Origin of the sequence: Aliidiomarina minuta, from assembly GCF_003987145.1 — a bacterium.
Lineage (GTDB): Bacteria > Pseudomonadota > Gammaproteobacteria > Enterobacterales > Alteromonadaceae > Aliidiomarina > Aliidiomarina minuta.
Map to the genome: position 1 here is coordinate 1,238,242 of NZ_PIPL01000001.1, position 24,759 is coordinate 1,263,000.

Below are 24,759 nucleotides of genomic sequence, written 5' to 3' on the forward strand. Positions count from 1 at the left end.
GCTATCCTTTGTCTTGATTTGAATTATTAAACTCTGTTGTAACACAGTCCTGAATCCCCTGTTCAAAAGACACCACAGGCTCCCAATTGAGGGTACGCCTGGTGTAACTGATATCAAGCTGTAAGTTTCCAAATAGTCTGTCTGCAACGGCCTTCTTACCTAGTAGTCGGGCAGCCACACGCATGAATGACACAGGATAGGGCCACAACCGAGGTTCATTACCATAGGCTTTTGTTAAAGAGTCAAGTAACTCTCTAGTGGACACATCATGGTCATCGCTAACCAAAAAGGTGTCATTCAAAGATTCCGGATATTTAACACAAGTGACAATCAAATCGACCAGGTTATCCAATGCTACCAGACTTCTTTTATTATCAACCGATTTAAATGGTAGCGGTAGGTTACGTTTCGCAATATTCATTAATGACTTAAAGTTACCTTTAACACCAGGGCCATACACCAACGGCGGACGAATAATAACCAGGTCAGTTTCAGAGCCAGAAAGCTCCTGCTGTAATGCAACCTCAGCCTCTCGTTTCGACTCTCCATATAGGTCTTCCGGTAAACACTGGCTTTCACAGGTATAAACCTGATTAGCTGCAGTGCTCTCGCCTATGGCTTTTACCGAACTTAAAAATATAAAACGTTTTACGCCAAGCTCTTTTGCCTGACGAGCCAGCCTCTGAGCCGCAGTTACATTTAAGGTTCTGACCTTTTCTCTAAACGCATCATCGCTTTGTGCCGGAACGTGAGCAAGTGCAGCGCAATGCACAACAACATCAACACCTTCAAGAGCTGGTTTCCAGTTCTCTGTATCCAATGGCATGCTTTTCACTTCGTCACGAGCATGACGTGCGGTGCGCATAACAATAAAGTTACGCTCTGACAACGCTTGGCTCAAAGGTGCGCCTATGAAACCAGTGGCGCCAGTAACCAAGACTTTAGTCACACAACCTCCAGATAAAATGTCAGGGGCGAAATAAAACCACTGATAATGTACGCTTTAAACCCAAATAAAAAATCAAATAATCGTATCAATCTTAACATCTCAGTTCTTTACTCGTTTTAAATAAGCTCGCGCTGCCAGATATAATGCCTCGGAAGCAGATAAGGGAGGTTGCCAATCAAAGGTTGCTTTTGCCTTTTTGTTCGAAATTACCAGGTTTCCACACAGTTGTTGATACATCGCAGCTTTCCCTGTTAATTGTGCTCCCGTCTTGATTAAGCCAGGCGCTACAGCCGAGTTATTATTTGACCGCCCCAGCCCTTCTCGTAAAGCTTCGATAATCTCCGCCATCGAGACTGTCTCGTCATCAGCAAGCACATATGTGCCCGCATGGCTCTCCTGAGTCTGGAGTATACGAATTACAAAATCGGACAGATTTTCAATACTTAGCATGGACCTCGAGTTATCCACTTTCGCAAACGGCAGGGGGAGTGGGCTATCCGCTAATTGTAGTAATTTTCTGAAATTGCCCGGCGCATCTGCACCATAAACAAGCGGCGGACGAATTATTAACAACTCACATTCTGAGCTTTCAAAAACCGAGATTAACCCACATTCAGCTTCGTATTTGGAGAGCGCGTAGTCATTAGCTGGCTCAATCTTTGATTTCTCATCAATTACATCGCTACCATCACTACTACTTCCATCGCCGGAAACGCCAATCGTACTAAAGAAAATAAATCTTTTAACACCTGCCTCAATAGCCTGCTTAGCCAGACTCAAAGTACCCGCGGTATTAACCTCTCTGAACCAGTCAAGGCGCTCACCTTTAGGACGATGTTTTGCATGCGCTCGGGCTGCCAGGTGAATGACTTGGTCTACGCCTTGTAACAGCTGATACCAATCGGTGTCTTGACCAATTGAACCTACCTGAGCACGGGTCGCTGGCACCACCTCATACTTTTCCCCTGAAACTGATTTACAGAGCTTCGAACCAATAAAGCCGTTAGCACCTGTGATCAGTACTTTTGTCATTTATTCACCATCGTATATTTCGGTGCACGCTTTAACTTACTAATCAGTTTAAAAGGGATCTTAAGTCCAATTACTGCTAAATTTGTCTTAATGCCATTCTCACGGCAAGCACGTACTATTTCTTTATTCTGATGTATTCGCCCCGCTAATCCACTTGAGCTGATACCACCTTCCCTCATAGTAACTATTACTTTTGGTACCCGGTAAAAATGCACGCCTTGTAGCCAAAACCTAGATACAAGTTCAAAGTCGGCAGAGACTCTATAGTCAGTTTTATAGTAGCCAAGCTGTTCAAAAAACTTACGTTTCACATAGAATGTTGGATGGGGAGGCATTATGCCCATTCTTATTTTAGTCTTAGTAAACCTCTTCACTGAATAAAAACGAGTGGTTTTATCGGTATTCTCGGGGGACACATAAATTAAGTCCCCGTATACAGCATCCACGTTGTCTTCACTAAAACCACTGGCAATAGCAGATATACTGTCTGTCGAGGAGAAAAAGTCGTCAGAGTTTAAGATGCCAAACACATCTCCAGTCGCCAGGCGAATGCCTTTGTTCATCGCATCGTATATTCCCGCATCGGGCTCGCTTACAACCACAGCTATTCTGTCTTCGTATTCACGAACAATATCCATTGTCCGGTCCTTTGACTCGCCGTCTACTACTATGTATTCAATATTCGGATAGTCTTGCGCCAACACAGATTCGATGGTGTCTCTTATAGTTGCTTCGCTGTTATAACAAACTGTGACAATAGATATCTTCAAAATACAGCCTCAACTAAATTTACGCAGTAATGTTTCGATTTCAGTGACTTTTTCAGTCACAAGTGCCGGCTTAGAGCGAGTCTCGATATTCAAGCGAACAACAGGCTCAGTATTTGAGCTTCTCAGGTTCAAGCGCCAGTCTTTAAACTCAAGGCTAATCCCATCAGTTCTATCAAGCGTAATAGCGTCTTTACTGTATACCCGTTCCACTTCCTCGAGTGCTCGTGCTGGTTCCGCTAAAACGAAATTAATTTCACCAGATGACGGATAAGCAGTCATTCGTTCACGAACTAATTGATGCAACGACAAGCCTTTCACACAGATCAGCTCAGCTACCAACAACCAGGGAATCATTCCACTGTCACAGTAGGCAAAGTCTTTAAAGTAATGGTGTGCGCTCATTTCCCCACCATATACAGCGTCCTCTTTGCGCATACGCTCTTTTATAAATGCATGTCCCGTTTTCGACTGAATCGCAATCCCACCATTCGCTTCCGCTATATCGATGGTATTCCATACCAACCGGGGGTCATGAATTATCTTACTACCTTGATTTTTCTGTAAAAACGCTTCAGCAAGCAAGCCTACAATATAGTACCCCTCAATAAAGGTTCCCTGATGATCAAAAAAGAAACATCGGTCAAAATCGCCATCGAATGCAATACCAAGATCCGCGTCATGAGCCAGCACTGCGTCTATAGTATCCTGCCGATTTTCAGGTAATAAGGGATTTGGAATACCATTCGGAAAATGTCCGTCGGGTTCGTTGTGAACTTTCACAATTTCGAGTGGGACTTCAGATGCCCGAAACCTTTCAACTAAGGCGTCTATAACATGACCCGCAGCACCATTTCCGCTATTAATAACCAGTTTAAGTGGCTTTATATTCTCTGGGGTAATATAGGAAAACAGATGAGCCGTATAGGCGGAAAGTATATTCTTTACTGTAAGTGAGCCACGCTGCTCTTTATCCTGGAAATTATTTTCTTCAGCCAATCGCTGAATATCGCGTAAACCCGTATCGCCACTTATAGGCCTGGAGTCCTCACGAACCAACTTCATCCCGTTATAGTCCATTGGGTTGTGGCTCGCGGTTACTATAATTCCCCCACCCGTTTTCAGATACGAAGTTGCAAAATAGATTTCTTCTGTGCCCGCCAGACCAATATCAATTACGTTAACTCCAGCGTCTCTCAGGCCATCAGCCAGTGCATTTTTTAAAGCTTCGCTTGTTAAACGAACATCACCGCCAACAACCACATTCTCGGGTTGTAGGTATTCTCCATAAGCGCGACCAATTCGGTAAGCAATGTCATCGTTTAGCTCATCCCCTAAGCGACCTCGAATATCATAGGCTTTAAAACAATTTAGCTTCATGTGCGACCATACCTGTCTTCAAAGCGGACAATATCGTCTTCCCCTAGATAGGCGCCACTTTGTACTTCAATCAACTCAAGCGGGATCTTGCCTGGGTTCTCCAGCGAATGAACACTGCCAACTGGTATATAAACCGATTCATTCTCTGTTAACAACGACGTTTTTTCGTCAATCGTAACGTTAGCGGTTCCCGAAACTACGACCCAGTGTTCCGCACGATGATGATGCATTTGGATTGATAACTTCTCGCCAGGTTTCACTGTTATCCGCTTAACCTGATAACGCTCTCCCTGATCAATAGAGTCATATTTCCCCCAGGGTCGATAGACTTCCCGGTGTAATTTATACTCGCTGCGGCCTTCTCGTTTAAGCTGTTCTACGATAGCTTTCACTTCCTGAACCTGATCTTTTTTCGCAACTAAAACCGCATCTTTGGTTTTCACAACGACCATATTTTCAATGCCAACCGTTGCAACCAGTCCTTCTTCCGCGAATACGTAATTGTTGCTGCTATCGTGCAGCATTACGTCACCTTCACACACGTTACCCTTGCTATCTTTATCCGAGACTTCCCATAGTGTCGACCAGGAACCTACGTCACTCCAACCAGCATCCAGTGGCACTACTACCGCATGAGATGTCTTTTCCATAACCGCATAATCGATTGAATCATCAGGGCATTTTTCAAACGCTGTTTTTTCCACTCTGACAAAATCAAGATCCACGTCTATTTGCCCAAGCGCGGCTTCGCACGCACTAAGTATATCCGGACGGAACTTACGAAGTTCATCAATATAGCGCGACGCTTTAAACATAAACATGCCACTGTTCCAATAGAAACGACCACTATCAACGTATGACTGTGCAGTGTTTAAATCCGGTTTTTCTTTAAAGCGCGCAACTGCATAACCAGTGCCTACTTCGTCGCCCCGTTCTATATAGCCATATCCGGTTTCCGGGCCTGTAGGAACGATACCGAAAGTCACTAATTTGTCCTGCTCGGCAAACTCAGCGGCTTTATCTATTGCCTTCTGAAATGCAGCGGTATCTTTAATTAAATGATCAGCAGCCAGAACCAATAAAACAGGATCATCGCCTGCGGCCATAGCGGTGAGAGCTGCAAGAGCTATTGCTGGCGCTGTATTTCGCCCAGTAGGCTCAAGAATGATGTTATTTGAAAGCATATCTTGCTGGCGTAACTGCTCAGCTACAATAAAGCGGTGATCTTCGTTGCATATCACTAGGGGAGCTAAAGATTTTTGCATATCGAGACGCAGCAAGGTTTCCTGCAGCATTGTATGCTCACCCTGGAGGCGAAGGAATTGCTTAGGAAAAAAAGCTCGGGAAAGAGGCCAAAGTCTGCTTCCACTTCCGCCTGCCATTATAACGGGTAAAATCATTTTCAAATCCATTTATCAATTCAGTTGTTAAAGTACGCTAATAAGCTGCTACTTATTTAGTAAAATCAGCGCCCCTGAAATAAGCTTTACTATATTCGTGGACGTCCTGGCTAGCTAAAAGGTCAGTTTTTCTTAACCACCGATATGCTTCGTGCTGTTCAGACGGTAATGATTTAAGATCTGCGGACCGCAACATATAAGCTAACACAATATAATGAGTTGAAATGCTCTCAGAAAACACAGAATTTTCGTAAAAATGTTCGAAATTACCAATAGACCGAGCCTCAGATAAAGAAAACTGCGTTCCTAATTCGTTCTCAGTTAAACGTCTGAATGCAGCCTCCAGTCGTTCATTCTTTAGTACGCGTCCTCCAGGGACAAACCAGAAACCAGCAGCTGGCCGGTTCTTTCTCAGTCCCAAAAGAAATTCCTGATTATCGTTCATGATAATCAGGTCTATGGAAACCAAAGGAGTTCTATCAATAACTTCTGAAAATGCTTTTTCCGGCAGTAGCATTAAGTTACCCCCGATAACTATCCTGATTCTCAAGGAACCATTGATAAGCATCTCTAAGGCCTGCCGCCAATGAAGTTGAATAGCTCCAGCCTAGTTTCTTTAAACGGCTCACATCCATCAGTTTTCGTGGAGCACCATCTGGTTTACTCGTATCCCAAGCAATGTCACCTTCGAATCCAACGACTTCAGCAACCGTCTCTGTCAACTCGCGAATGCTACAGTCCACTCCAGTTCCCACATTTATATGACTCAACATAGGAGAGGTATGGTTTTCATAGGTTTCTTTATCCAAGTTCATTACAAACAAACTGGCTGCAGCCATATCATCAACATGCAGAAATTCGCGCATAGGCTTACCTGAACCCCAGGCTATAACTTCAGTTGCCTTGGCTATTTTAGCTTCATGAAAACGACGCAATAAAGCCGGGATCACATGGCTGTTCTCCGGGTGGAAGTTATCATTCGGGCCATACAGGTTTGTCGGCATCACGGAGCGGTAGTTTCTTCCATACTGCCGATTGTAGCTTTCGCATAACTTAATGCCCGCAATTTTAGCAATGGCATAAGGCTCATTCGTTTGCTCCAGAGGACCTGTCAACAGAGCCTCTTCACGCATTGGCTGCTCAGCAAGTTTTGGGTAAATGCAACTTGAACCTAGAAACAATAAGTCATTTACGTCATTTTTATGAGCTGAATGGATGATATTTGATTCAATCATCAGGTTTTCATAAATAAATTCAGCCGGGTACTCATTGTTCGCGTGTATCCCGCCAACTTTAGCCGCGGCCAGAAAAACCTGGTCAATACTGTTTCGTTCAAAGAACGCTGATACCGAAGCCTGGTCAGTTAAGTCAACCTCCGCCCGGCTTGCGGTAACCAATTCACAGTCACCTCGTTCGCTCAGTTTCCGAGTTATAGCAGAACCTACCATGCCCCGGTGTCCTGCAACATAAATCCGCTTTCTCATTCTGCTAATTTTCCGTGCTTACTGGAATTTCATACCCATTGGCTTTCAATAAAGCATGGCGCTTCGCTGCTTTCAAATCGTCAGCTACCATCTCCGTGCACATTTCCTGCGCAGTTATTTCTGGAGTCCATCCCAATTTCTCTTTTGCTTTAGAAGGGTCTCCAAGCAGGGTTTCTACTTCAGCGGGCCGGAAGTAACGAGGGTCAACAGATACTACGATATCTCCAACCTTTAGTGCTGGAGCATCCTCGCCTTCTATAGCATCAACAATAGCAACCTCATCAACCCCCTCACCTTCAAACCGTAACGTTATTCCCAGCTCTTTCGCAGTCCAGTTTATAAATTCACGCACCGAATACTGCTTACCAGTCGCAATTACAAAATCTTCGGGTTCTTCCTGTTGAAGCATCATCCATTGCATACGCACATAATCCTTTGCGTGACCCCAGTCACGTAAAGCGTCCATATTACCCATATACAAACGTTTTTCATGTCCTTGTGCGATATTGGACAGTCCTCGAGTGATCTTACGCGTTACGAATGTTTCACCTCGACGGGGCGATTCGTGATTAAACAAAATGCCATTACAAGCAAACATGCCATAAGACTCACGATAATTCACAGCTATCCAATACGCATAAAGCTTGGCCACGGCATAAGGAGACCGTGGATAGAATGGAGTTGTTTCGCTCTGTGGGGTTTCTTGAACGAGGCCATGCAGTTCAGAGGTCGAAGCCTGATAAAACTTTGTTTTTTTCTCGAGGCCAAGAATGCGAATAGCTTCCAGAATACGTAAGGTTCCCATAGCATCTACGTCAGCGGTGTACTCTGCAGATTCAAAACTGACGGCAACATGGGACTGCGCGGCTAAATTGTAAATTTCATCCGGCTGCACTTCCTGAACAATTCGGATTAGGTTTGACGTATCCGTCAAGTCTCCGTAATGCAGGATGAAATTCTTGTTATCCACGTGAGGATCCTGATAAATATGATCCACTCGTTGAGTATTAAAAGAGGACGCCCGGCGTTTAATGCCGTGTACTTCGTACCCTTTATCCAATAAAAACTCTGCCAGATATGAGCCGTCCTGGCCTGTTACCCCAGTGATAAGCGCCTTTTTAAGCATGCTACCCTCTTTTAAAAATCTTAGATAATTTATGCAGTGTTTTCTTCGCATCAACAAGCAACGCTAGTAAGAAAACTCTAAAGTAAAATGTTGTTCTATATGGAAAACGCTTGTAAAACTCTGTTGCTGGGTCATCCGTCATGTTTGCCGTAAGCAAAGTTTGAGGCGCGGGAGTTTCTGACCTTTTTTCCAAACGAAAACAGGAATCATACCAAATTGGATTAGACGAAACTTCAGGAAGCTTAAGATTCGGTTCGCCAAGCTCCAGTGCTGATGTGAACAGCTTGAATATATAATTATGATGGCTACCATCATCTCCCATATTTGTGCTGTACCCAAAATATGGAAACACAAAGTACAAGTTTTGCAATTCCATGTATCTGATAAAGTGCTTCTTCCAGGACGTACTCGGCCATTTGCCGACAAAATCCGCTTTTACGTCACCGAAGTTCTCAGTATCATTTTTGCTTAACCAGTATCTGAATGCCTGCCATTGCCCACGTGTCCACACCTGGCCCCAAGAAGAAGCAAACTGCATGAAATAAGCATCGTAACCGCATTTAAGAGGTTTAAAAGGTTGACTATTTCTTTCACTACGATCGTAATTGTACAAAGAAATACCTGCAATTCCCTCCTGCCCTGCATAAAACTGAACAGCTTGTTCGGCATATTTCATAAAGCTTTTTGAAACAATCAGGTCGTCCTCAAGCATTACTATGAATTCGTAACCAACTACCAGATCGCCACATTGCAAGATATGGTGCTTCAAACCTAAGCGTTGTTCCCTTGCAATACAACGTAATTCACCATATGGCCATTTCAGGGTCTGAATAAACTCTACTAACGATGTTTGAGCATTACTATGGTCTATAGAAAAAACCAAATCGACTGCAGATGGATACTCAGATTGTAACAAACAGTTAAAGAGCCTTTTCAACGTATTTAATCGGTTGTAGCAGGGGATCACAATGACTGAGCGTGTTTCTTTTAGGTCGTTCACCTTAATTCCTTGTTATCAACTTTATATTTAGACCAATAGTACGCAATCACGATTAAACAAATACTTGGTAATGCGCTCCGGGTTACAAGTATATATTCGGTTATAATATTTGCAGTGAAGTACATAAAAAGCAAAATCATGAAAGTAATTCTAGGTTTAGTTAAGTAAATACCACTTTCTGCTTTGTGAAATCCTTTTGCGAAGCAAAATAAAGTCGCTCCAAAGCTCACTGTCAATAGAACAATACCTCCGTGCACCAGCAGAGACGCAATCAAATTGTCGTACCAGTCAACCGAAGCATGCATAGGACCTGTACCAATGAAGTTGCTACTTGAAAATTCATTGAGCGCAATATCAAACTTAACAAAACGACCTAAAGAGCTTGCATCCTCTCCTAAATTAAAATTAAATGCTCTATCCACTAAGCCAGTATAGGTAGACAAATCAATACTATATAAAGTCACAAAAACTGGAATACTTGCTGCCAGGAAACCAGCCATTAAAATATAGACAGTTGTGCGACGTAAACTAATAAAGTAAGTCGATTTAGCTGAAAAGATAAGGGTCGATAACAGCTGAAGCCACAACCCAATAAATACAAGAGCTATCCCTGTGCGACTCCCAGTAAATATCATTGCTAACAAACATAAAGTTACTGTAGCTAATACACGCTTATTCCCATGCCCTAGAATATCTTTCAATATATAAACGTATGAAAATAAAAGCATAGCTAGTACACTTGAGTACAAATGAGCATCTGACTCCAAGTAGCTATTTGAAAAAGGAAAGCTTGGACGGATATTGCCTCTTATAGATCCTGATAAGACAAGGTAATAATAAACAAAAACCCACAAAGAGAGCAATACCAATACTACATAAAAAACCTTGGACGCTTTATGTAGATATATACGACTTTTAAAAGTATTTAGCGCTAGTACTAATACGATAAAAATGAAAATATACTTGTAAACAAAAATCAGCTGTTCTAAATCGCCCCCGGACTCCAACCTCCAAAAAACAGCGAATAAAATACTAGTGACGGCAAACAGAACCCAAAGTAAAGCCGCTATATTGATCTTCGCCGAAGACAGGTAAAACAACATAAGCACAAAGCTGCCCAACACAAGAAGATCAGCTGGCCTCATAGATACCGCGAGACTATAATTGACCGGGAAGAAAGCTATAGCCAAAAGGAAAAAAGCTTGAGGAGAAATGTTTATTTTCATTAAAGGAACACTAGTATGTACATATATCAATCCAGCCCGACTGAAATTAGAGAAATAACATCTATTTAATTACTGCCCTTGCAGCAAAATCAAGTACCAAATTTACTAAATACCAGTTAAGTGGTAAAGAGCTGTTAAAATCATACCTTGGCATTGGAGCAAGAGTGAAGTCCTCAACCTTAAACCTAAGAGCCGTCATCTAGAAAGACTTAGGAACAATCACTTGAACGAGGGGGTTTTATCTCATTAATAAAATTCTCAACATCAGAAGCCCCTTGCTTTAAGTCTAAAGAATTGACTATGACCGTCTTGCTACCGCTTTTCGCCAGGAACTCCTGTAGCTTCCGGTTCAGGCCCAAGCTTCGAATCGCTTCTTGTTCCAGGTCCTCATCAGATTTTCCGATATGATTAGGATTCTGATCGGGTTCTGCTAAATCACCCTGTCTTTTACGTATATTCGAAACAATAGCCTCTGGAGAGGCTTCTACAAAAACAAATGCTCTATTTTTTAGTAACTGTGAAAGTTCAGTCTTTCCCAGATTTTGGATCTCAGTACGAAAATTATGGAAAATCCCTTCATCAAATAAATACCTTTGATATACACCACGACTCATAATAAAGTCGGCTTCCAGAACTTGTATCATATACTTAATTAATCTATTTAATTGATAGAAAGAGTATTCCTTTTCAGTTATTGAATTTACTTTGAAACTCAATAACCTTGAATAAACAGATGAGCTGGAACCCAGCGACTTCGCCGCATGAGTAGTTAATTTCATTAAATCTTCTCGCCCAGCCCAATTATTATCAGGCATGTAACTTATACTATTCAATAAAGTGGTTTTTCCTACTCCTGACGGGCCAATGAGCTCTACATAAACCCAGTTTTGATTGTATATTTTATTTTGAATAGTCGACTTTTTACGATAAACATCCAAGCCAAATCTAGCCGAGATACTCTTTATAGATGCCTGCACCCTATGTTTAATCATTTTTCTCTGCATTTTGAGTCTTCAATTGAAAATGGATTTTCATTAAATTCCAGAATGTATTCTTTGCCATTGAAAGTTGACTAAACTGAGTGAGCAGCACGTCTAGAACAATCAAATCAAGCGTTCATTGCCATTTTTTTAAACTTCTCATTATTCAGAAAAAGCTCATCGTAAGTTCCCTCTCCAAGCACTTTACCATCTTCTAGCAAGTAGATTGTATCGCAAGACTTAACAGTACTTAATCTATGGGCAATCATAACAATTGTCTTTTTACCGGCAAAGTCGTTGATTGCATCCATAACGAGCTTTTCAGTAATTCCATCTAACGCACTGGTTGCCTCGTCAAGAACCAAGACTTCGGCATCATCATACAGAGCTCTAGCAATTCCAATCCGTTGCCGCTGACCGCCGGACAATTGAACTCCCCTCTCACCCACCCGAGTATCAAGCCCTTCGGGCAGGTTACTCAATAATTCATCTAAATGTGCCATTTTAGCTGCTGACTTTACCTGTTCATCATTTATAGATTCTTCTGGTAATCCAAAAGCGATATTTTCTCGAATACTAGCATCAGCCAGAAATATACTTTGCGGCACGAACCCAACATTATTCTGCCAAGCGCGTTTTGTCTTAGGAGTTAATTTTTCAGCATCTACTTTTAAAAAACCTTCAGTTGGCTCAATCAATCCCAACAGCACATCAATTGCTGTAGATTTACCTGACCCTGATGCTCCTACCAACCCAATTACCTTATTGGCTGGAAGCTTTATAGACAAGCCGTTAAGTGCTTTTTCTTCTTTACCCGGATATCGAAATACAACATTTTCTAATTCAATACTCTCTTTTGGTGATAGCCGATCTGTAATGGCCTGCGGTTGTAGCTCATCTTGATCTTTGCTAGCTAATAAGTCGGCTTCAATGCTATCAAAGGCAGCAAGATTACCTCTCACTTGAGCAACGCTAGTGTAGATTTGTTGAAAGGCCGGCAAAAGTTTAAAACCAGCTAAAGCATAAACCGATAGAACAGGCAGAATAGTACCAAGATTCCCATCGTAAATTCTCAATAAGTAGAGAACTAAGAAAATAACAGCAGCAAAGGCTATCAATTCCATTGCATAACGAGGTGCTTGTGATAGCCCTTTAGTTACACCCTGCGCACGTCCATAGGTTCGGCTTGCGTTCTCAAAGCGTTTATTGAAGTCGGCCTGACGTCCCAGCAGCAAAGTATCTTTTATGCCACCGAAGCCCTCATTCATGAGTTTAAAGCGTAATCGGTTAGCTTGCGTAATTTTGTTTCCGTTCTGACTAAGCTTCAATCGAACCGTGCGATAAAGTAAAACATATGATGTGCCAAATAGCATAAGTCCAGCTAGCGCGACTATAGGATTAAAAATAAAAATCACACTAGCCATTACGATGGCCATCACTATTTTTGCATTCATTAACATCAATGGCTGGATAATTTGGTTAGTGATACGCCCACTTTCCTGAACAATTTGATTAGTCAACTTGCTACTGCTTCCGCTAGCATGGAATAGCCAAGACTGATGAATGTAGTGCCGATATAGTCTTGAAGACATTTCGGCGCCAATTTGCTGAGCATATACTGATAATCGCCAAATAGTATAAATAGATATTGCTGCTGCCACAGTAAGGAAAAGCAAGACTAATATCCCAACCCAGAAAAGAAAATCCCGGTAAGAATCGATCCCTGAAAATTGGTAAACCTGCGCCAGAATTCCTGTGCCTTCAAGGTGACTGATATCACCAACTAGCGCCATAAAAGGTCCTATTGCAAGAACGCCGGCAACCTCAGCAAATGCCATAACCACGACTAATAACTGTAATTTTATTAGGCGTCTGCGCTGCTCTTTAGTCAGCAGCTTATAAAGATTTTTAATACGTTTAAACATCATTATGCAGTTCACTTCTAATATTTAATCGAGAGTTCTCTGAAACTCTGCAGAAACCTAACTGAATACAAAAAACCTCTGAAAACATTAAAATTTCCTATTCAACATAAGACCAACGTTTCTTGGTCGACTTTAGCTAAATACAATAGAAATCCGATTTGTTCAATCATTGAACATTTGTATGCCTCTTGATTGATAGATAGTATTTAACGTCAGATAAGGCTTACTTTTTGGGAGTCCTACGCAAGCGATCGGAGAAGCTATCTCGAAGAGAACGGAGACGATTCAATCCTAGCTTCCTTATAGCTAAATTTTTAAAGCTATTGAAGAAAAACATACGTTTTATAAATGTTGTAAATATTACATATAGAGGGATATTCGCTGACAACTGCTGAAAGCATCTTCGAAAATAAAGATCAGCATATTTTTCATTACCAGTACGTTTAAAATAGCGATACATCCAGAACCAAGTATTTATATGGTCATCTGTGCGGTCTTCTTGTGATGTGGAAGACCAGATACCTCCATCGTGGACGCGATACATCGCCGGCGAGATCTCAGGATGAAATTTACACTTCCCGTGCAGCCCCATTAATGCAGCAAAAAAAGTATCACCATTCTTAATATATTTAGATTCTGGGATTCTGCTTATTTCTCGTCTATACACTCGTGACATCGTTAGGATCCAAGCACGCCCAGAAAGCAACTCATTTTCATCAAAGTCCCTACGGCAAGAGCTAGGAAGTTTTTGTTTACTCAAAACGTTTCCTGAAGAATCAATAATGGTTGCATCATGACATGAAATAACATACTCCGGATGTTGCTCTAAAAATCCAACTTGTATTTGCAGCTTATCTTTATCAGTCCAATAATCGTCACCTTCACAATTAGCAACATACTTACCTTGATAGGCGGAAAATAAAAACCCTCCCGGCTTCCTTCCCTCAGAGTATTGGTTCTCAGTTTGGAGTATTGTGCGAATCAGGTTAGGATAAGCATATTGGTACTCTTTAATGATGTCTTGCGTTCTGTCAGTGGACGCATCATCATGGATGATAATTTCAAAAGGAAAATCTGTTTCCTGAATCAAAAATCCTTCTAGAGCATCTTCAATAAATTTTTCGTGATTATACGTAGTGCAACTGATCGATACCAATGGTTTACTCACGTCACCTTGCCAGAATGACATGATCTCTTTTTCGCTGCGTAAATTTTTTCTCATAATTTTAAAGTAACCAAGTTAAACTGTTGCAATAGGGGTGGTTGGGGAGCCTACAGCCCCGGTCAATCGAAGCGGAGGAGCTGTAAGAAAAAAGCGGCTGCGTTTATTTTTCTCCAACCATTCAGCTAGCTCTGCCAAATGCCACAACTCACCCAGATGAATTCCTAATTTAAACAAGCACAGCTCGTGAATGGGTAATATTGTTGTACTACAACAAGGTGTCTCTTTTCCAACCGCTTCTACAGCCAGATTATCAGAAGCAATAGCAGCAATTCCGCTTTCTTCGATCCAAGCCAATAATTTTTCATCACGGCCATCAAGAACAGCGCAGGCGCTATGCAGAGAATCATCCGGCGAACCGTCCATTTCAAGAATTAATTTATCCAATCCTGTCCATAAACATAGGATATCGCCCGGTTCGACTACGATATTTTCAGCAGAAAAAACCAGCATAAGGTCGTCATAACAAACTTCCTTGCGCGGGAAGTTACCAAAGTGCTTATGTAAATTGACCATCACTGCACGACCTTGAACACCATGTTTAGCCATATTTTCGATACCAAGCTTTTTGGCTCCAACTTTCTGACTACTGTCCATTACGACATCAGAACCAGCGCGATACCCATTATAATAGGTAGGCACCGGGTGGCCGTCATCGTTTACATCAAATAATGAACCCCTGTGAGCTAAACTATCCCATTGAGTCGAATACTGGGTATGTAGAAGCACCGCATCATCGGTAGCAATATCAGTAAACCTAGAATCTTTTTTTCGCCATTCGTAATTGTAATATGGCTCATCGTTTCGGATAACGGGCCGTAATTGCGGAGGAAAACGAACTGGGCTTAAAACATTCCCACCAGGTAGATCGAGCGGAAGACTTAAGCAAAAAGTTTTACCAACCTTAACTTCTGCTACACCTTGTAAAACTTTACTTTCATTGATGAGGTTTAGACGGCCTAGTTGATCATCATTGCCAAAATCTCCCCAGTTAGAACTTTCCGGTCTTTTATTCCACCTATTCATTCGCCCTCCTACACTGCCAAACATATTGCATAAAGATTAAATTGGTAGTTCCAACCAATCACCGAGTTTTTTATCCCACTCTGCAGGTGAAAAGGGCTCAAATCCCCCACCAGGAGAAAAAGTTAGCTCTCCGACATATAGCTTGTCACCGATCTCATAGAAGTCGACTCTAACGAACGGAAACGGTTTTGATAGCAGTTTTGCTATTTCAATCATTTGACTAAGGTTTTTAGGTGGAGGGGAGGGGTATGGTGAACATTGAAACTTCCTCTTAAATGGAAGTCTATTCCAGGCTAGGTCATAAAAATCTAGATACTTTTCTTTAAACCTATCTGACACGGTAAAAAGACATTTTGGTGTACCGTTAAAACACATAATTTTGTAATCTACGAGCGCACCAGTCGTACACTCAAGGTATTCTTCCGCCATAATTCTCGGTGTAGAATTTTCGTACCAGTTGGAAAATGACTTTGAGCTGCTATTCCAAGGTTGTAACCACTCTGTCATCTCATAAAGTAACTCGTTACGATTAATTTTATCTTTATTATCGACAAATATTATATTCTCAGAAGCTGATGAAAATGTTGATTTAAGCACAAAGCTTTTAGGTAGGTCATCGAAAGTAAAATCCTCCTCATCGCTCCATACTCCATAAAGTTCAGCTGTGTACCCTTCACCAATCTTTTCTTTTATATAACTTTTAAATTCAACTTTATCTACTGACCGTCTTAGGTCTAATGAGTCATAATTCAAACGGTACCATAGAATTTTCTCATTAAAGGTCTTAGGGTTTTTCAAGTTCGGCATATAGCCGACAAGATTATAAAATGCTCCTTTTGCCCACCTTTTAACTTCATCCGCATTGAGATCTTTATGCATCCGCCATGTTAGATAGTTTAGTTTTTTATTCGATGACACCGACATACCCGTCCCCATATCTCTTTACTTTATACTTACCTTACTTACCACCATGTCAACCATAATAGCCGCTGACCCTATATAGTTAGAAGGATCTAACAGATAATCTAACTGCTCGACCGTCAAGTGCTCCATTATTTGAGGTACTTTTATAAGCTCGTCTCTAAGCCCAACACCAGCGTCATTAGCTCGGCCCGCGGCACCAAAAACAATATCATGGGCTTCGTTTCTACCCGTAGAAGGCGCAAGCCCCATCATCACGGCTTCAGCCATCAGTAAACCGCCATTCAGATTCAAATTGGCGCGCATTTGTGCTTTATCGACGTCCAGGTGTTTGAGAATTTCTAGGCTTTGCGCCAGGCTTCCTGAGGCCAGCATAAAGGCTTCTGGAATAATCATCCATTCGATCGGCATCGCTCCAACCGCACGCTCATGTTCCTGTATCATTGCTGAAAACTGCGATCCAGAGAACTCTCTCATTCTATGAGCAATAGCTATAATTCTTGGACATGCAATGGGGTTGCGTTTTTGGGGTAACGTACTACTGGCACCGCGTCCTTTTTCATAAGGTTCACGAACTTCATTAACTTCTGTGCGCATTAAGGTAGCAATTTCGGTAGCGACTTTACCTAATGTACTAGTCACCAGTACCAGCCAGTTAACCATTTCCGCCCAACTATCACGAGCGGTATGCCAGGTCACATCGGGTGAGCCTAGTCCGAGTTCTTTCATCATAGCTTGTTGAACGGCAATACCTTGGTTGCCTAGAGTCGCCAAAGTGCCAATAGCTCCGGCACATTGTCCAACTAATACTCTTGGCTTTAGCTCGGCCAGACGTTGCTTGTGCCGCAACATCTCATCTAACCATACGGCTACCTTATAGCCAAAGGTGATGGGAGCAGCTTGCTGCTGAAAAGTGCGTCCTGCCATTACGGTATGCTTATGCTCAGTTGCAAGCTTAGCCAGCGCATCTATGGTTGCATCAAGGTCTTGTTCGAGCAACCCAAGCGCTTCACGAATCTGAAGTACCAAGCCAGTATCAATAATGTCCTGAGTAGTTGAGCCCCAATGAACGAAACGAGCAGCTTCTGGATCGCAGGCCTTAGCTAACTGATGCACTAAAGGCATGATAGGAAAACCAACTTTATCAAATTCCGCTTTCATTGCCTGAAGATCAAGATTCTCCAGCTTCGCAGATTCAGCGATATTCTTCGCAGCGGACTCGGGAATAATCCCTAAGGATGCTTCTGCTACGGCTAAAGCAACTTCTGCTTTTAACCAAGACTCAAAACGCGTATCTTCTGAGAACACGTCCGCCATAGCCGACGTTGCAAACATATTTTTATAATAAAAAGAATCTATTAATGATGACATTTTAAATCCATCCGTTTTTAATTTTCTGAAAGTGCTTTATAATTCTGATGTAAATTATTTTCGATAAAAGAAGCTTTAGTGCATCGACTATTTAAAATAACTGATTATTATTGCATATCCGATCAACATGCACCTAACTTTCACTATTTCACTCAAGTTATTAGCACTTTATATTTATAAATGTAAGACGCTCAATTTTAACGATTAATTAGCAACCCGTTAATATCGTATATCTTTACTTTATCAAAAATCGAACGGACTTTTTTTTCTAAGCTGTCTTGATTATCTGCCTTAGAGATAAATGCCGCTACCCTGTTTCTACTAGCTAAGTCACTACCTAATTTTTCTCCTTCCTTCTTATAAGGAACAAAGCATTCGATTAACTCTAAAGATAGGCATTCATCCTGCCCCTCTAATTTCCCAAATATGCCACCGTGTGAATACAGTAGACCAGTTCGAAAAACAGCATTGGGCTTAATAACCTTTGACTCAATTGGCTTATTTAAATGCGCATTGAGAGATTGAGCGATAATATCTACTCCAGTAACCGCTTTTATCAGCCTATGACTTAGCCCGCCACCAATTCGGGGGGCGAATTCAATAACGCTGATTGACTCTTTATTCACCAGAGCTTGAATAAAGAAAGGTGTAGTCCCAAGATCGAATTCATTTGCTAATTTTTCCACATAAGCTGAAAACTTAGTAATATCCTGATCAGTTAAATTAGCTGGTACAGTAGATCCGGACGACTGCTGAAACTCACCCTTCCCTGTAATCCCTTTGACTTTCTGTCTAGACATTATGAAATTTGGCTTTCCGTTTACGATAAGAAAATCCAACTGAACTTCCTCACCGTCAACGAACTCTTCAATAATCACTGTATCCGACGGACTCAGAGAACGAGCGGCTTCCACAGCACCATCAACTTCCTCATAAGTATCAACCTTAACAACACCTTTTGAACCGGTGCAATCAGATGGTTTGACTATTAGTGGTAAACATAGGGCTTCGTAACCTCTTGTCCCAGAAACTGATACAACATATCTTGATGTAGGAATACCAAGTTTCATCATCGCATCTTTCATTTCTGATTTCTTCGAGATGCGGACCGCAGTCTTGAAACTATATAATCGAGGAAGATTGAGCTTTTCAGATACATAGGAAGCGACAACATTTGCTTGATCGACACAAGTACTTATTACAATTGAAGCGGCTAAATCATTCGCGAGCTTTAGTACAGAGTCATAATCTAGTGTACTCGATATTATGTGTCGATCAGCGAAGCCTTTAGCTGGTGGACTATCCGTATAATCCACTAATACCACGAAGTAGCCGTTCTCTTTAAGCTCATTTATGAGACTAATATGGGGCTCAGTGCCACCTAATACTATTGCGGTTCTTATGTCTTCATTCATCCTAGACTACTTTCTTTTCGTCGATACATGTAAACATTTCTCTTTCAAACATTACGATATTGTCAAATGCAGCACTTATCATTGATGAAAAAGTTTCAATGGTTATACCGCCCATATGAGGCGTAAGGAGTAATTTATTGGTAGCTAGCAAGGGACTATCGCTTTCTAGTGGTTCCATACAAAAAACATCTAAAGCCGCTCCGCCAAGATGATTAGTTTCCAATGCCTGTATCAAAGCGGTTTCATTTACCATTCCACCCCGTGCCGTATTAACCAGGTACGCTCCTTTCTTCATAAGTCCAATTGCCTCTTCGCCAATTAATTCTCTAGTATCAGGAGTTAACGGGCAGTGTAAACTTACAATATCTGAACGTCGTAAGAGTTCATCAAACGCACAAAAAGAAACGTTTAATTCTTTTTCTTTCTTGGTGGGGAGTTGGGTTCGTTTTGAATAGATAACGTTCACATCAAATCCCTGCAGCATTTTAGCCACGTATTGCCCGATACTTCCCATGCCTATAAGGCCTACAGTTTTCTGATAAAGATCGTGACACTGCATACCTAAATCATGCTTTACCCACTGGCCAGAACGAGTCTTATGATCTGCTAAATGGACGTTCCGGAGTATGCCCAACATGAGCATGACTGAATGTTCAGCCACACTTCGGGCATTAACGCCAGCATTAACATACAAGGGAATGTCCCTTTCTCGCAGGCCGTCTAAGTCAATGGAGTCAAGACCGACACCAGACCGTTGGATCATTTTTAATCTTGTCGCAGCATTTAATATATCCTCATCGATCCTGGTGCGGCCTCCAACCAAAAGGTAATCAGCCTGAGCAGCCTTTTTTAGAATTCCGGCTTTACCTGGTTCTTCCAGTTTTAAAAGGTTAAACCCTTTTGGTAACAGATCATCCACTACTCGAAGTACGGTATCGCTATAGAAGTTAGATAGAAGGATATTAGGCACTGAGCGAGCCCTTTTTAGACCAACTTGCATCTGAATAGTACTGATCAATTACGCGTTTAACGAGCATCACCTGCTTCGCTCTGTTTCGAGCGTCAGCTTCAGTCGAATCCCAACTATGATTCTTTGCTACTGAACCACCAGTTTTTAAATAAATAGGTGAGGCAACACGGATCATTTCTGGAACTTCGTAGTGACGGATAAAACCACCCGAAGACGCTGGGTTTTCAGTGTGGACATCTAAAGGGATGTTGACGGCTTGACGCAGTGCTCCTAGCATTTGCAGCTGAATATCTCTTATTGGATTTAAGGAGTCAGCCCCATTTTGCTCCAGAAGCTTCGCTGAACAAGGATTACCGTGACCACAATGAGCTGATATTTTAAACTTACAATCGTTTGGAATCTCACCAAGCTTACGAGCCTCGTTCAAAACCCATAAACAACCTTCGTCATACACCAAGAATGAACGGCATCCTAAATTTGCCGCTCTTTTAACATCTTCAATCGCACGCACAACTTGTTCTTGTCCACGTAGCCTGTAACCCATTCGTTGCCCTTCAGAGGTCTGAACTGAAGCACTGGTATCATAAGTAGCTCGGGGGCCAACAGCCAAGATCAATTCAACTTGAGCTTTTTCGGCGAGTTCAAGCATACTGCTAATATCGTCGTCACCCATCAGCATAATACCTTTTGTCTGCGTGACTCGATGGATGTGTATTTCTAGGCGTTCTAATTCATCAAGCAAGGCCTTCATTGCCTTCGGACCTTGAATACCAGGAACTTCAAATCGATACTGTGCGCCATCGCTAAAGCGCTTGGCCGATGAAGGTAAATCGTAAGCGTCCCCGCGTGGCAAGCCAATCTTCTCTAAAAATTTTCGGGTTTCTTTCATCATCCCACCTATCTGGTTCTATTAATCACGGCCCACTAATGGACTAAATTGTCTAATACGGCCGTAAAGTCGTGACCTTGAAGTAAGTGCTCGACTAGACCAAGTGCAGCCTGCTCCTCAATGCCTGAGTACTTTAATAATTCTAGAGATTTAGCTTCTAACATACTCTTATCTATTGGGTTCTCAGGTTCACCAAGGGGTAAATCAACCTGATAGCTGACCTTTTCTCCAGATTGGAATGTTAGCTCAACAATAGCGACTCTCTTCTCAGGTACGAGATTAGTAAGTTCATCATCAACCTCAACCTTAACTAACTTCGTTAACCGTTGGACTTCCTTATCGCTAATGTACTTGTGTGTAAACTCATAGACACTAGCACGACCCACATACAAGGCAACAGCGACGCTAAAAGGAATACTCATCTTTGCTGAATAATCATTTTCAATATTAGTGTGGTCATGTTTGAAGGCTGCAAAGCGGTGCGTAATAACTCGTATAGCTGTAACACTCTCGCTATCCACACTGTGTTTCTCTCTCAATGCGATACTTGCTTCTATTGGAGCATGGCAGTGACGGCACGCGGCATAGGGCTTCGTATATGCACGCTTAATCAATTGAACATCAGCTCCGTCAATAGACTTGAGTTGCTCTTTCCCAGTAATCATTTTAATGAACCCCTGGTCTCCCTCCAGCACATCGCCAGGGCCATTAAACTGAAGACTAGCTATAATCGCTGCGGTTAATCCATTTAAGGCAGCTTGTCCGGCGTTATATGGTTTCAATTCTGAGTTTTCCCGAATGACCTTTAAAATACCGGACGCACTAGTAGTAGCAGCACAAAACGCGTCTTTCATTTGACTTTTGCTAAAGTCCCGAGCTGCTGCGACACCCATCGCCGCACCTACACAACCACAGGGACCAGTCGCATGATAGCCGTTATCCTTCAACTCAGGTTGAAGCAGCCTTGCCATCCGAATAGTGGCCTCATAGCCAATAAAAATACCTTTTAAAAACTGTTCTGTAGATAATTTATATTGATACAAAGCAGAGATTAATGCAGAAATAACGGGCGCACCGGGGTGAACCATTCCAAAGCGCTCACCGTCGTCTAGCTCAGCCACATGAGCACTCATTCCATTAAGCAGTGCTGCGGTCTCTGCTGCTGCGTATTTATTCAGACCAAGCACTGGAGTCAATTGAGGCTGGTGTTGGCAAAAGAGTCCCGGATAATTTTCAATCCGCTCTTTAATTAAGGTGGATCCAGATATTGCAACAGCCACATAATCCAGGAATCGTTGCCTGCAAACACCATCTAACTCGGAGGATAACGGCTGTTTATATAAGTCATAGATAATATCTACAAATTCATCCGTAAATGACACGATTAGTCCTCACCCAAAAAGAGCTGCATATAATCACTTTCACTGCCAATCACACCAAACCCCATAGCTCTCTGCTCAATACGTCTTGCCCAATTCGTATGCGGAGCAATCTCATTCATCTTGTTTGCGCTTTCACTCTTCACTACCCCGCCACGTGCATCAAGTATTTGCATAGCGTCCTGATATTCTTCTAGTGTAACGGCTTGCATGGCATTAACATATTTTAGATGTGAAGGATGGATAACTGTCTTTCCAACCATACCATTGGCTTTGTCGAGAATAACTTCGCGAAGCAGACCATCAATTGCTTCATTAAGAATTGGTTCTTTGTTCAAGAGACTTCTATGAATGTTATCGTTCAGATATTCGTGAATATCATCCTTCTTGTACGCAAGAAAATATTCCCAAACAGGGGCCGATACAGTGTATCCATCTTCAGCGCGATTAAAGAAATTAAGAATATCTGATAGGGCATCACGAACTGGCATAATATCGTAAATCGACGAATTTATGCCGCGGCGAACCCCGAACAACGAGGAAAAGTCAGTGCCACCGACCCGGACATTCAGAATCAGATCTTTGTGTTGATCCAGAATACTTTTCAACTGAGTTAACTCGCCTACCCGACTTTCACTATAAGCGATGGTTTTTCCTTCAAGAATTGGCATTCCATAAAGGCTAGTACCTAATTTATGGTTAAGCTCGCTCAATTCTTGCAGGTAAATATGAGCATTATTGCTGTAGAACTTAGGAAACACGAAGCCGGTAAGTGCTTTTGCCTGATTGGTATTCAGACGCTCAGCGAAGCTCTTAAACTGTTCAGTATTTCTCACGCGCATGAAAATAAGCGGCACATCATTAATATCAAGCGCTCCGCTATCCATCGCTTCGGCGATACGATCAAGATGCTCTAACGCGTTCTTCTCAGCCTGACCTAGTTCCTCGAACTTAATCGCATCCTCAAAGCACATCACCATTGACTTAAGGTGAATAAAAGAACGGTCTAGAATTTTATCAACGACAGATTTCGTCGCCGGCATATACAAGGTGCCACCTAAACAGAACTGCAATAAGTCCTTATCTGATAACTTATTAAACTCAAGAGGTTCTTTCTCAAAGGTGTAAGCGCTGTTATGTGTATTATGTTTCATGCCTTTCTAGTGCCCTTCGTTTTATACGATCAGTTAATGCTCATTTACCAGGCGCAGAAGCTCGGAAATAACAAAATTTTGTTCACTCTCAGTTAACGATGCATATACAGGTAAACATAGAATTCGTTTGGCAATATTTTGCGATGTCAGGCAGTTTCTACTGTTTGACAATTCAGGAACCATATCCAAACTCGGGTAAAAGTAACGACGCAGCTGAATTCCCTGTTTTTTCATTCCCTCAAGTACACTCAATGCCTTAGATTCACTTTCAAATACCACTGGGAAGTAAGCTGCATTATTCGTCGCGTCAGAATGACCGATCTGCAACTTAATTTGAGTGCTTAACTCAGCTGATATAGCCTCATGGTAACGACGCCATACTCTTTCTCGCTCGGCAAAATTGGATTCAAGTTCATCCATCACACAAAGGCCCATTGCAGCCTGAAACTCGTTCAATTTTGCGTTAATGCCCAGTGCGCCAATTTCATCCGGCCCTGTGATACCAAAATTGATCAGTGACTTCGCCCGCTCATAGTCGGCTTTATGTTTAAAGACAATGGCACCGCCCTCAATACTGTGGAACACCTTTGTCGCATGAAAGCTCAAAGTTGCAGCGTCCCCCCACTTCAATAAACTTTCGTTTTTATAATTGACGCCAAACGCGTGGGCCGCATCGTAAACAACTTTTAATTGGTGCCTGTCTGCAATGTATTGAATGCTCTCAACATCGCAAGCATTGCCAAAAACGTGAACAGGTACAATTATCTTGGTCTGTTTGTCGATTTGGGCTTCGATTGCTGAAGGCTTCATGCACCAGGTATCAGGGTCAATATCTACAAATTTAGGGCTAATACCTTCCCACTTTAGTGAGCTCGCCGTGGCAACAAAGGTAAAGGGGGTGGTTAAAGCGTTTGATGTCATATCATTACCGAGCCCTAAAGCCCTGTAAGCAATCTGTAAAGCGAGGGTGCCGTTACTCACGAGCAATAAATGCTCCACACCCAGGTAATCTTTTAGGCGGTCTGTTAATTGGTGATACAAAGGACCACTGTTGGTTAACCAGTTACGCTCATATATGCCGTCAATGTACTTATCTAACTTCGCTCTTTCAGGTAGGTAAGGCTTTGTTACCGGGATCATTTA

The 24,759-nt window shown here is 42.1% G+C and carries 22 protein-coding genes; all 22 read right to left on the bottom strand.

Features of this window, described 5'->3' with window-relative positions; translation table 11 throughout:
- Nucleotide 1: 1 nt before the first annotated feature.
- Complete coding sequence (locus CWE09_RS05945; protein ID WP_126803070.1) at nt 2-949, bottom strand: UDP-glucose 4-epimerase family protein; 948 nt, start codon at nt 947-949, stop codon at nt 2-4.
- Between the two features lie 99 nt (nt 950-1,048).
- The gene (locus tag CWE09_RS05950; protein ID WP_126803071.1) at nt 1,049-1,981 is read right to left on the bottom strand and encodes an NAD-dependent epimerase/dehydratase family protein; all 933 of its coding nucleotides are present in this window, start codon (nt 1,979-1,981) and stop codon (nt 1,049-1,051) included.
- Complete coding sequence (locus CWE09_RS05955) at nt 1,978-2,751, bottom strand: glycosyltransferase family 2 protein (RefSeq protein WP_126803072.1); 774 nt, start codon at nt 2,749-2,751, stop codon at nt 1,978-1,980. The genes CWE09_RS05950 and CWE09_RS05955 overlap by 4 nt, the downstream gene beginning before the upstream one ends.
- Before the next feature lie 9 nt (nt 2,752-2,760).
- Complete coding sequence (locus tag CWE09_RS05960) at nt 2,761-4,128, bottom strand: phosphohexomutase domain-containing protein (RefSeq protein ID WP_126803073.1); 1,368 nt, start codon at nt 4,126-4,128, stop codon at nt 2,761-2,763.
- Entirely contained in the window at nt 4,125-5,528 is a 1,404-nt protein-coding gene (locus tag CWE09_RS05965; RefSeq protein WP_126803074.1) for a mannose-1-phosphate guanylyltransferase/mannose-6-phosphate isomerase, read from the bottom strand. Before CWE09_RS05965 ends, CWE09_RS05960 begins: the two co-directional genes overlap by 4 nt.
- A 52-nt stretch (nt 5,529-5,580) precedes the next feature.
- On the bottom strand, nt 5,581-6,045 hold the full coding sequence (locus CWE09_RS05970) for a GDP-mannose mannosyl hydrolase (protein ID WP_126803075.1): 465 nt from the start codon (nt 6,043-6,045) through the stop codon (nt 5,581-5,583).
- Nucleotides 6,046-6,049: 4 nt separating this feature from the next.
- Nucleotides 6,050-7,012: a GDP-L-fucose synthase gene (fcl, locus tag CWE09_RS05975; RefSeq protein WP_126803076.1), complete on the bottom strand. Its 963-nt coding sequence runs from the start codon at nt 7,010-7,012 to the stop codon at nt 6,050-6,052.
- A 4-nt stretch (nt 7,013-7,016) separates the two neighbouring features.
- Nucleotides 7,017-8,138 carry a GDP-mannose 4,6-dehydratase gene (gene gmd / locus CWE09_RS05980; RefSeq protein ID WP_126803077.1) on the bottom strand — a complete coding sequence of 374 codons (1,122 nt, stop codon included), beginning with the start codon at nt 8,136-8,138 and terminating at the stop codon, nt 7,017-7,019.
- Nucleotide 8,139: 1 nt separating this feature from the next.
- Nucleotides 8,140-9,138, bottom strand: a complete 999-nt coding sequence (locus CWE09_RS05985; RefSeq protein ID WP_157982819.1) for a glycosyltransferase — start codon at nt 9,136-9,138, stop codon at nt 8,140-8,142.
- Complete coding sequence (locus tag CWE09_RS05990) at nt 9,135-10,364, bottom strand: hypothetical protein (protein ID WP_126803079.1); 1,230 nt, start codon at nt 10,362-10,364, stop codon at nt 9,135-9,137. The genes CWE09_RS05985 and CWE09_RS05990 overlap by 4 nt, the downstream gene beginning before the upstream one ends.
- A gap of 209 nt (nt 10,365-10,573) precedes the next feature.
- Nucleotides 10,574-11,368 carry an ATP-binding protein gene (locus tag CWE09_RS05995; protein ID WP_126803080.1) on the bottom strand — a complete coding sequence of 265 codons (795 nt, stop codon included), beginning with the start codon at nt 11,366-11,368 and terminating at the stop codon, nt 10,574-10,576.
- 104 nt (nt 11,369-11,472) lie between these two features.
- A complete protein-coding gene (locus CWE09_RS06000; RefSeq protein ID WP_241974306.1) occupies nt 11,473-13,272 on the bottom strand; it encodes an ABC transporter ATP-binding protein in 1,800 nt (599 codons plus the stop codon).
- A gap of 220 nt (nt 13,273-13,492) precedes the next feature.
- Entirely contained in the window at nt 13,493-14,491 is a 999-nt protein-coding gene (locus tag CWE09_RS06005) for a glycosyltransferase (protein ID WP_126803081.1), read from the bottom strand.
- Nucleotides 14,492-14,509: 18 nt separating this feature from the next.
- Nucleotides 14,510-15,517 carry a cyclase family protein gene (locus CWE09_RS06010; RefSeq protein WP_126803082.1) on the bottom strand — a complete coding sequence of 336 codons (1,008 nt, stop codon included), beginning with the start codon at nt 15,515-15,517 and terminating at the stop codon, nt 14,510-14,512.
- A gap of 36 nt (nt 15,518-15,553) precedes the next feature.
- Nucleotides 15,554-16,453, bottom strand: a complete 900-nt coding sequence (locus CWE09_RS06015; RefSeq protein WP_126803083.1) for an ATP-grasp fold amidoligase family protein — start codon at nt 16,451-16,453, stop codon at nt 15,554-15,556.
- Nucleotides 16,454-16,459: 6 nt separating this feature from the next.
- Complete coding sequence (locus CWE09_RS06020; protein WP_126803084.1) at nt 16,460-17,809, bottom strand: class-II fumarase/aspartase family protein; 1,350 nt, start codon at nt 17,807-17,809, stop codon at nt 16,460-16,462.
- A gap of 197 nt (nt 17,810-18,006) precedes the next feature.
- The gene (locus tag CWE09_RS06025) at nt 18,007-19,224 is read right to left on the bottom strand and encodes an ATP-grasp domain-containing protein (RefSeq protein WP_126803085.1); all 1,218 of its coding nucleotides are present in this window, start codon (nt 19,222-19,224) and stop codon (nt 18,007-18,009) included.
- Nucleotide 19,225: 1 nt separating this feature from the next.
- Nucleotides 19,226-20,224, bottom strand: coding sequence for a 2-hydroxyacid dehydrogenase (locus tag CWE09_RS06030; protein ID WP_126803086.1), 999 nt, complete (start codon nt 20,222-20,224; stop codon nt 19,226-19,228).
- Entirely contained in the window at nt 20,187-21,086 is a 900-nt protein-coding gene (locus tag CWE09_RS06035; RefSeq protein ID WP_198679646.1) for a hypothetical protein, read from the bottom strand. Before CWE09_RS06035 ends, CWE09_RS06030 begins: the two co-directional genes overlap by 38 nt.
- A gap of 32 nt (nt 21,087-21,118) precedes the next feature.
- Nucleotides 21,119-22,465, bottom strand: a complete 1,347-nt coding sequence (locus tag CWE09_RS06040; RefSeq protein WP_157982820.1) for an MmgE/PrpD family protein — start codon at nt 22,463-22,465, stop codon at nt 21,119-21,121.
- A 2-nt stretch (nt 22,466-22,467) separates the two neighbouring features.
- Nucleotides 22,468-23,616 (bottom strand): HpcH/HpaI aldolase/citrate lyase family protein, encoded by a 1,149-nt coding sequence (locus CWE09_RS06045; protein ID WP_126803088.1) that lies wholly within the window; start codon nt 23,614-23,616, stop codon nt 22,468-22,470.
- Nucleotides 23,617-23,649: 33 nt separating this feature from the next.
- Nucleotides 23,650-24,756, bottom strand: coding sequence for a DegT/DnrJ/EryC1/StrS family aminotransferase (locus tag CWE09_RS06050; protein ID WP_126803089.1), 1,107 nt, complete (start codon nt 24,754-24,756; stop codon nt 23,650-23,652).
- Between the last annotated feature and the right edge of the window lie 3 nt (nt 24,757-24,759).

Bases quoted from the DNA above. Each gene is read 5' to 3' on its own strand.
- CWE09_RS05960 (WP_126803073.1), bottom strand. From the start codon at position 4,128: ATGAAGCTAAATTGTTTTAAAGCCTATGATATTCGAGGTCGCTTAGGG.
- CWE09_RS05990 (WP_126803079.1), bottom strand. From the start codon at position 10,364: ATGAAAATAAACATTTCTCCTCAAGCTTTTTTCCTTTTGGCTATAGCT.
- CWE09_RS05995 (WP_126803080.1), bottom strand. From the start codon at position 11,368: ATGCAGAGAAAAATGATTAAACATAGGGTGCAGGCATCTATAAAGAGT.
- CWE09_RS06050 (WP_126803089.1), bottom strand. From the start codon at position 24,756: ATGATCCCGGTAACAAAGCCTTACCTACCTGAAAGAGCGAAGTTAGAT.
- CWE09_RS05965 (WP_126803074.1), bottom strand. From the start codon at position 5,528: ATGATTTTACCCGTTATAATGGCAGGCGGAAGTGGAAGCAGACTTTGG.
- CWE09_RS06035 (WP_198679646.1), bottom strand. From the start codon at position 21,086: ATGATGAAAGAAACCCGAAAATTTTTAGAGAAGATTGGCTTGCCACGC.
- CWE09_RS06030 (WP_126803086.1), bottom strand. From the start codon at position 20,224: ATGCAAGTTGGTCTAAAAAGGGCTCGCTCAGTGCCTAATATCCTTCTA.
- CWE09_RS05970 (WP_126803075.1), bottom strand. From the start codon at position 6,045: ATGCTACTGCCGGAAAAAGCATTTTCAGAAGTTATTGATAGAACTCCT.
- fcl (WP_126803076.1), bottom strand. From the start codon at position 7,012: ATGAGAAAGCGGATTTATGTTGCAGGACACCGGGGCATGGTAGGTTCT.
- gmd (WP_126803077.1), bottom strand. From the start codon at position 8,138: ATGCTTAAAAAGGCGCTTATCACTGGGGTAACAGGCCAGGACGGCTCA.
- CWE09_RS06025 (WP_126803085.1), bottom strand. From the start codon at position 19,224: ATGAATGAAGACATAAGAACCGCAATAGTATTAGGTGGCACTGAGCCC.
- CWE09_RS06045 (WP_126803088.1), bottom strand. From the start codon at position 23,616: ATGAAACATAATACACATAACAGCGCTTACACCTTTGAGAAAGAACCT.
- CWE09_RS06010 (WP_126803082.1), bottom strand. From the start codon at position 15,517: ATGAATAGGTGGAATAAAAGACCGGAAAGTTCTAACTGGGGAGATTTT.
- CWE09_RS06000 (WP_241974306.1), bottom strand. From the start codon at position 13,272: ATGATGTTTAAACGTATTAAAAATCTTTATAAGCTGCTGACTAAAGAG.
- CWE09_RS06020 (WP_126803084.1), bottom strand. From the start codon at position 17,809: ATGTCATCATTAATAGATTCTTTTTATTATAAAAATATGTTTGCAACG.
- CWE09_RS06015 (WP_126803083.1), bottom strand. From the start codon at position 16,453: ATGGGGACGGGTATGTCGGTGTCATCGAATAAAAAACTAAACTATCTA.
- CWE09_RS06005 (WP_126803081.1), bottom strand. From the start codon at position 14,491: ATGAGAAAAAATTTACGCAGCGAAAAAGAGATCATGTCATTCTGGCAA.
- CWE09_RS05950 (WP_126803071.1), bottom strand. From the start codon at position 1,981: ATGACAAAAGTACTGATCACAGGTGCTAACGGCTTTATTGGTTCGAAG.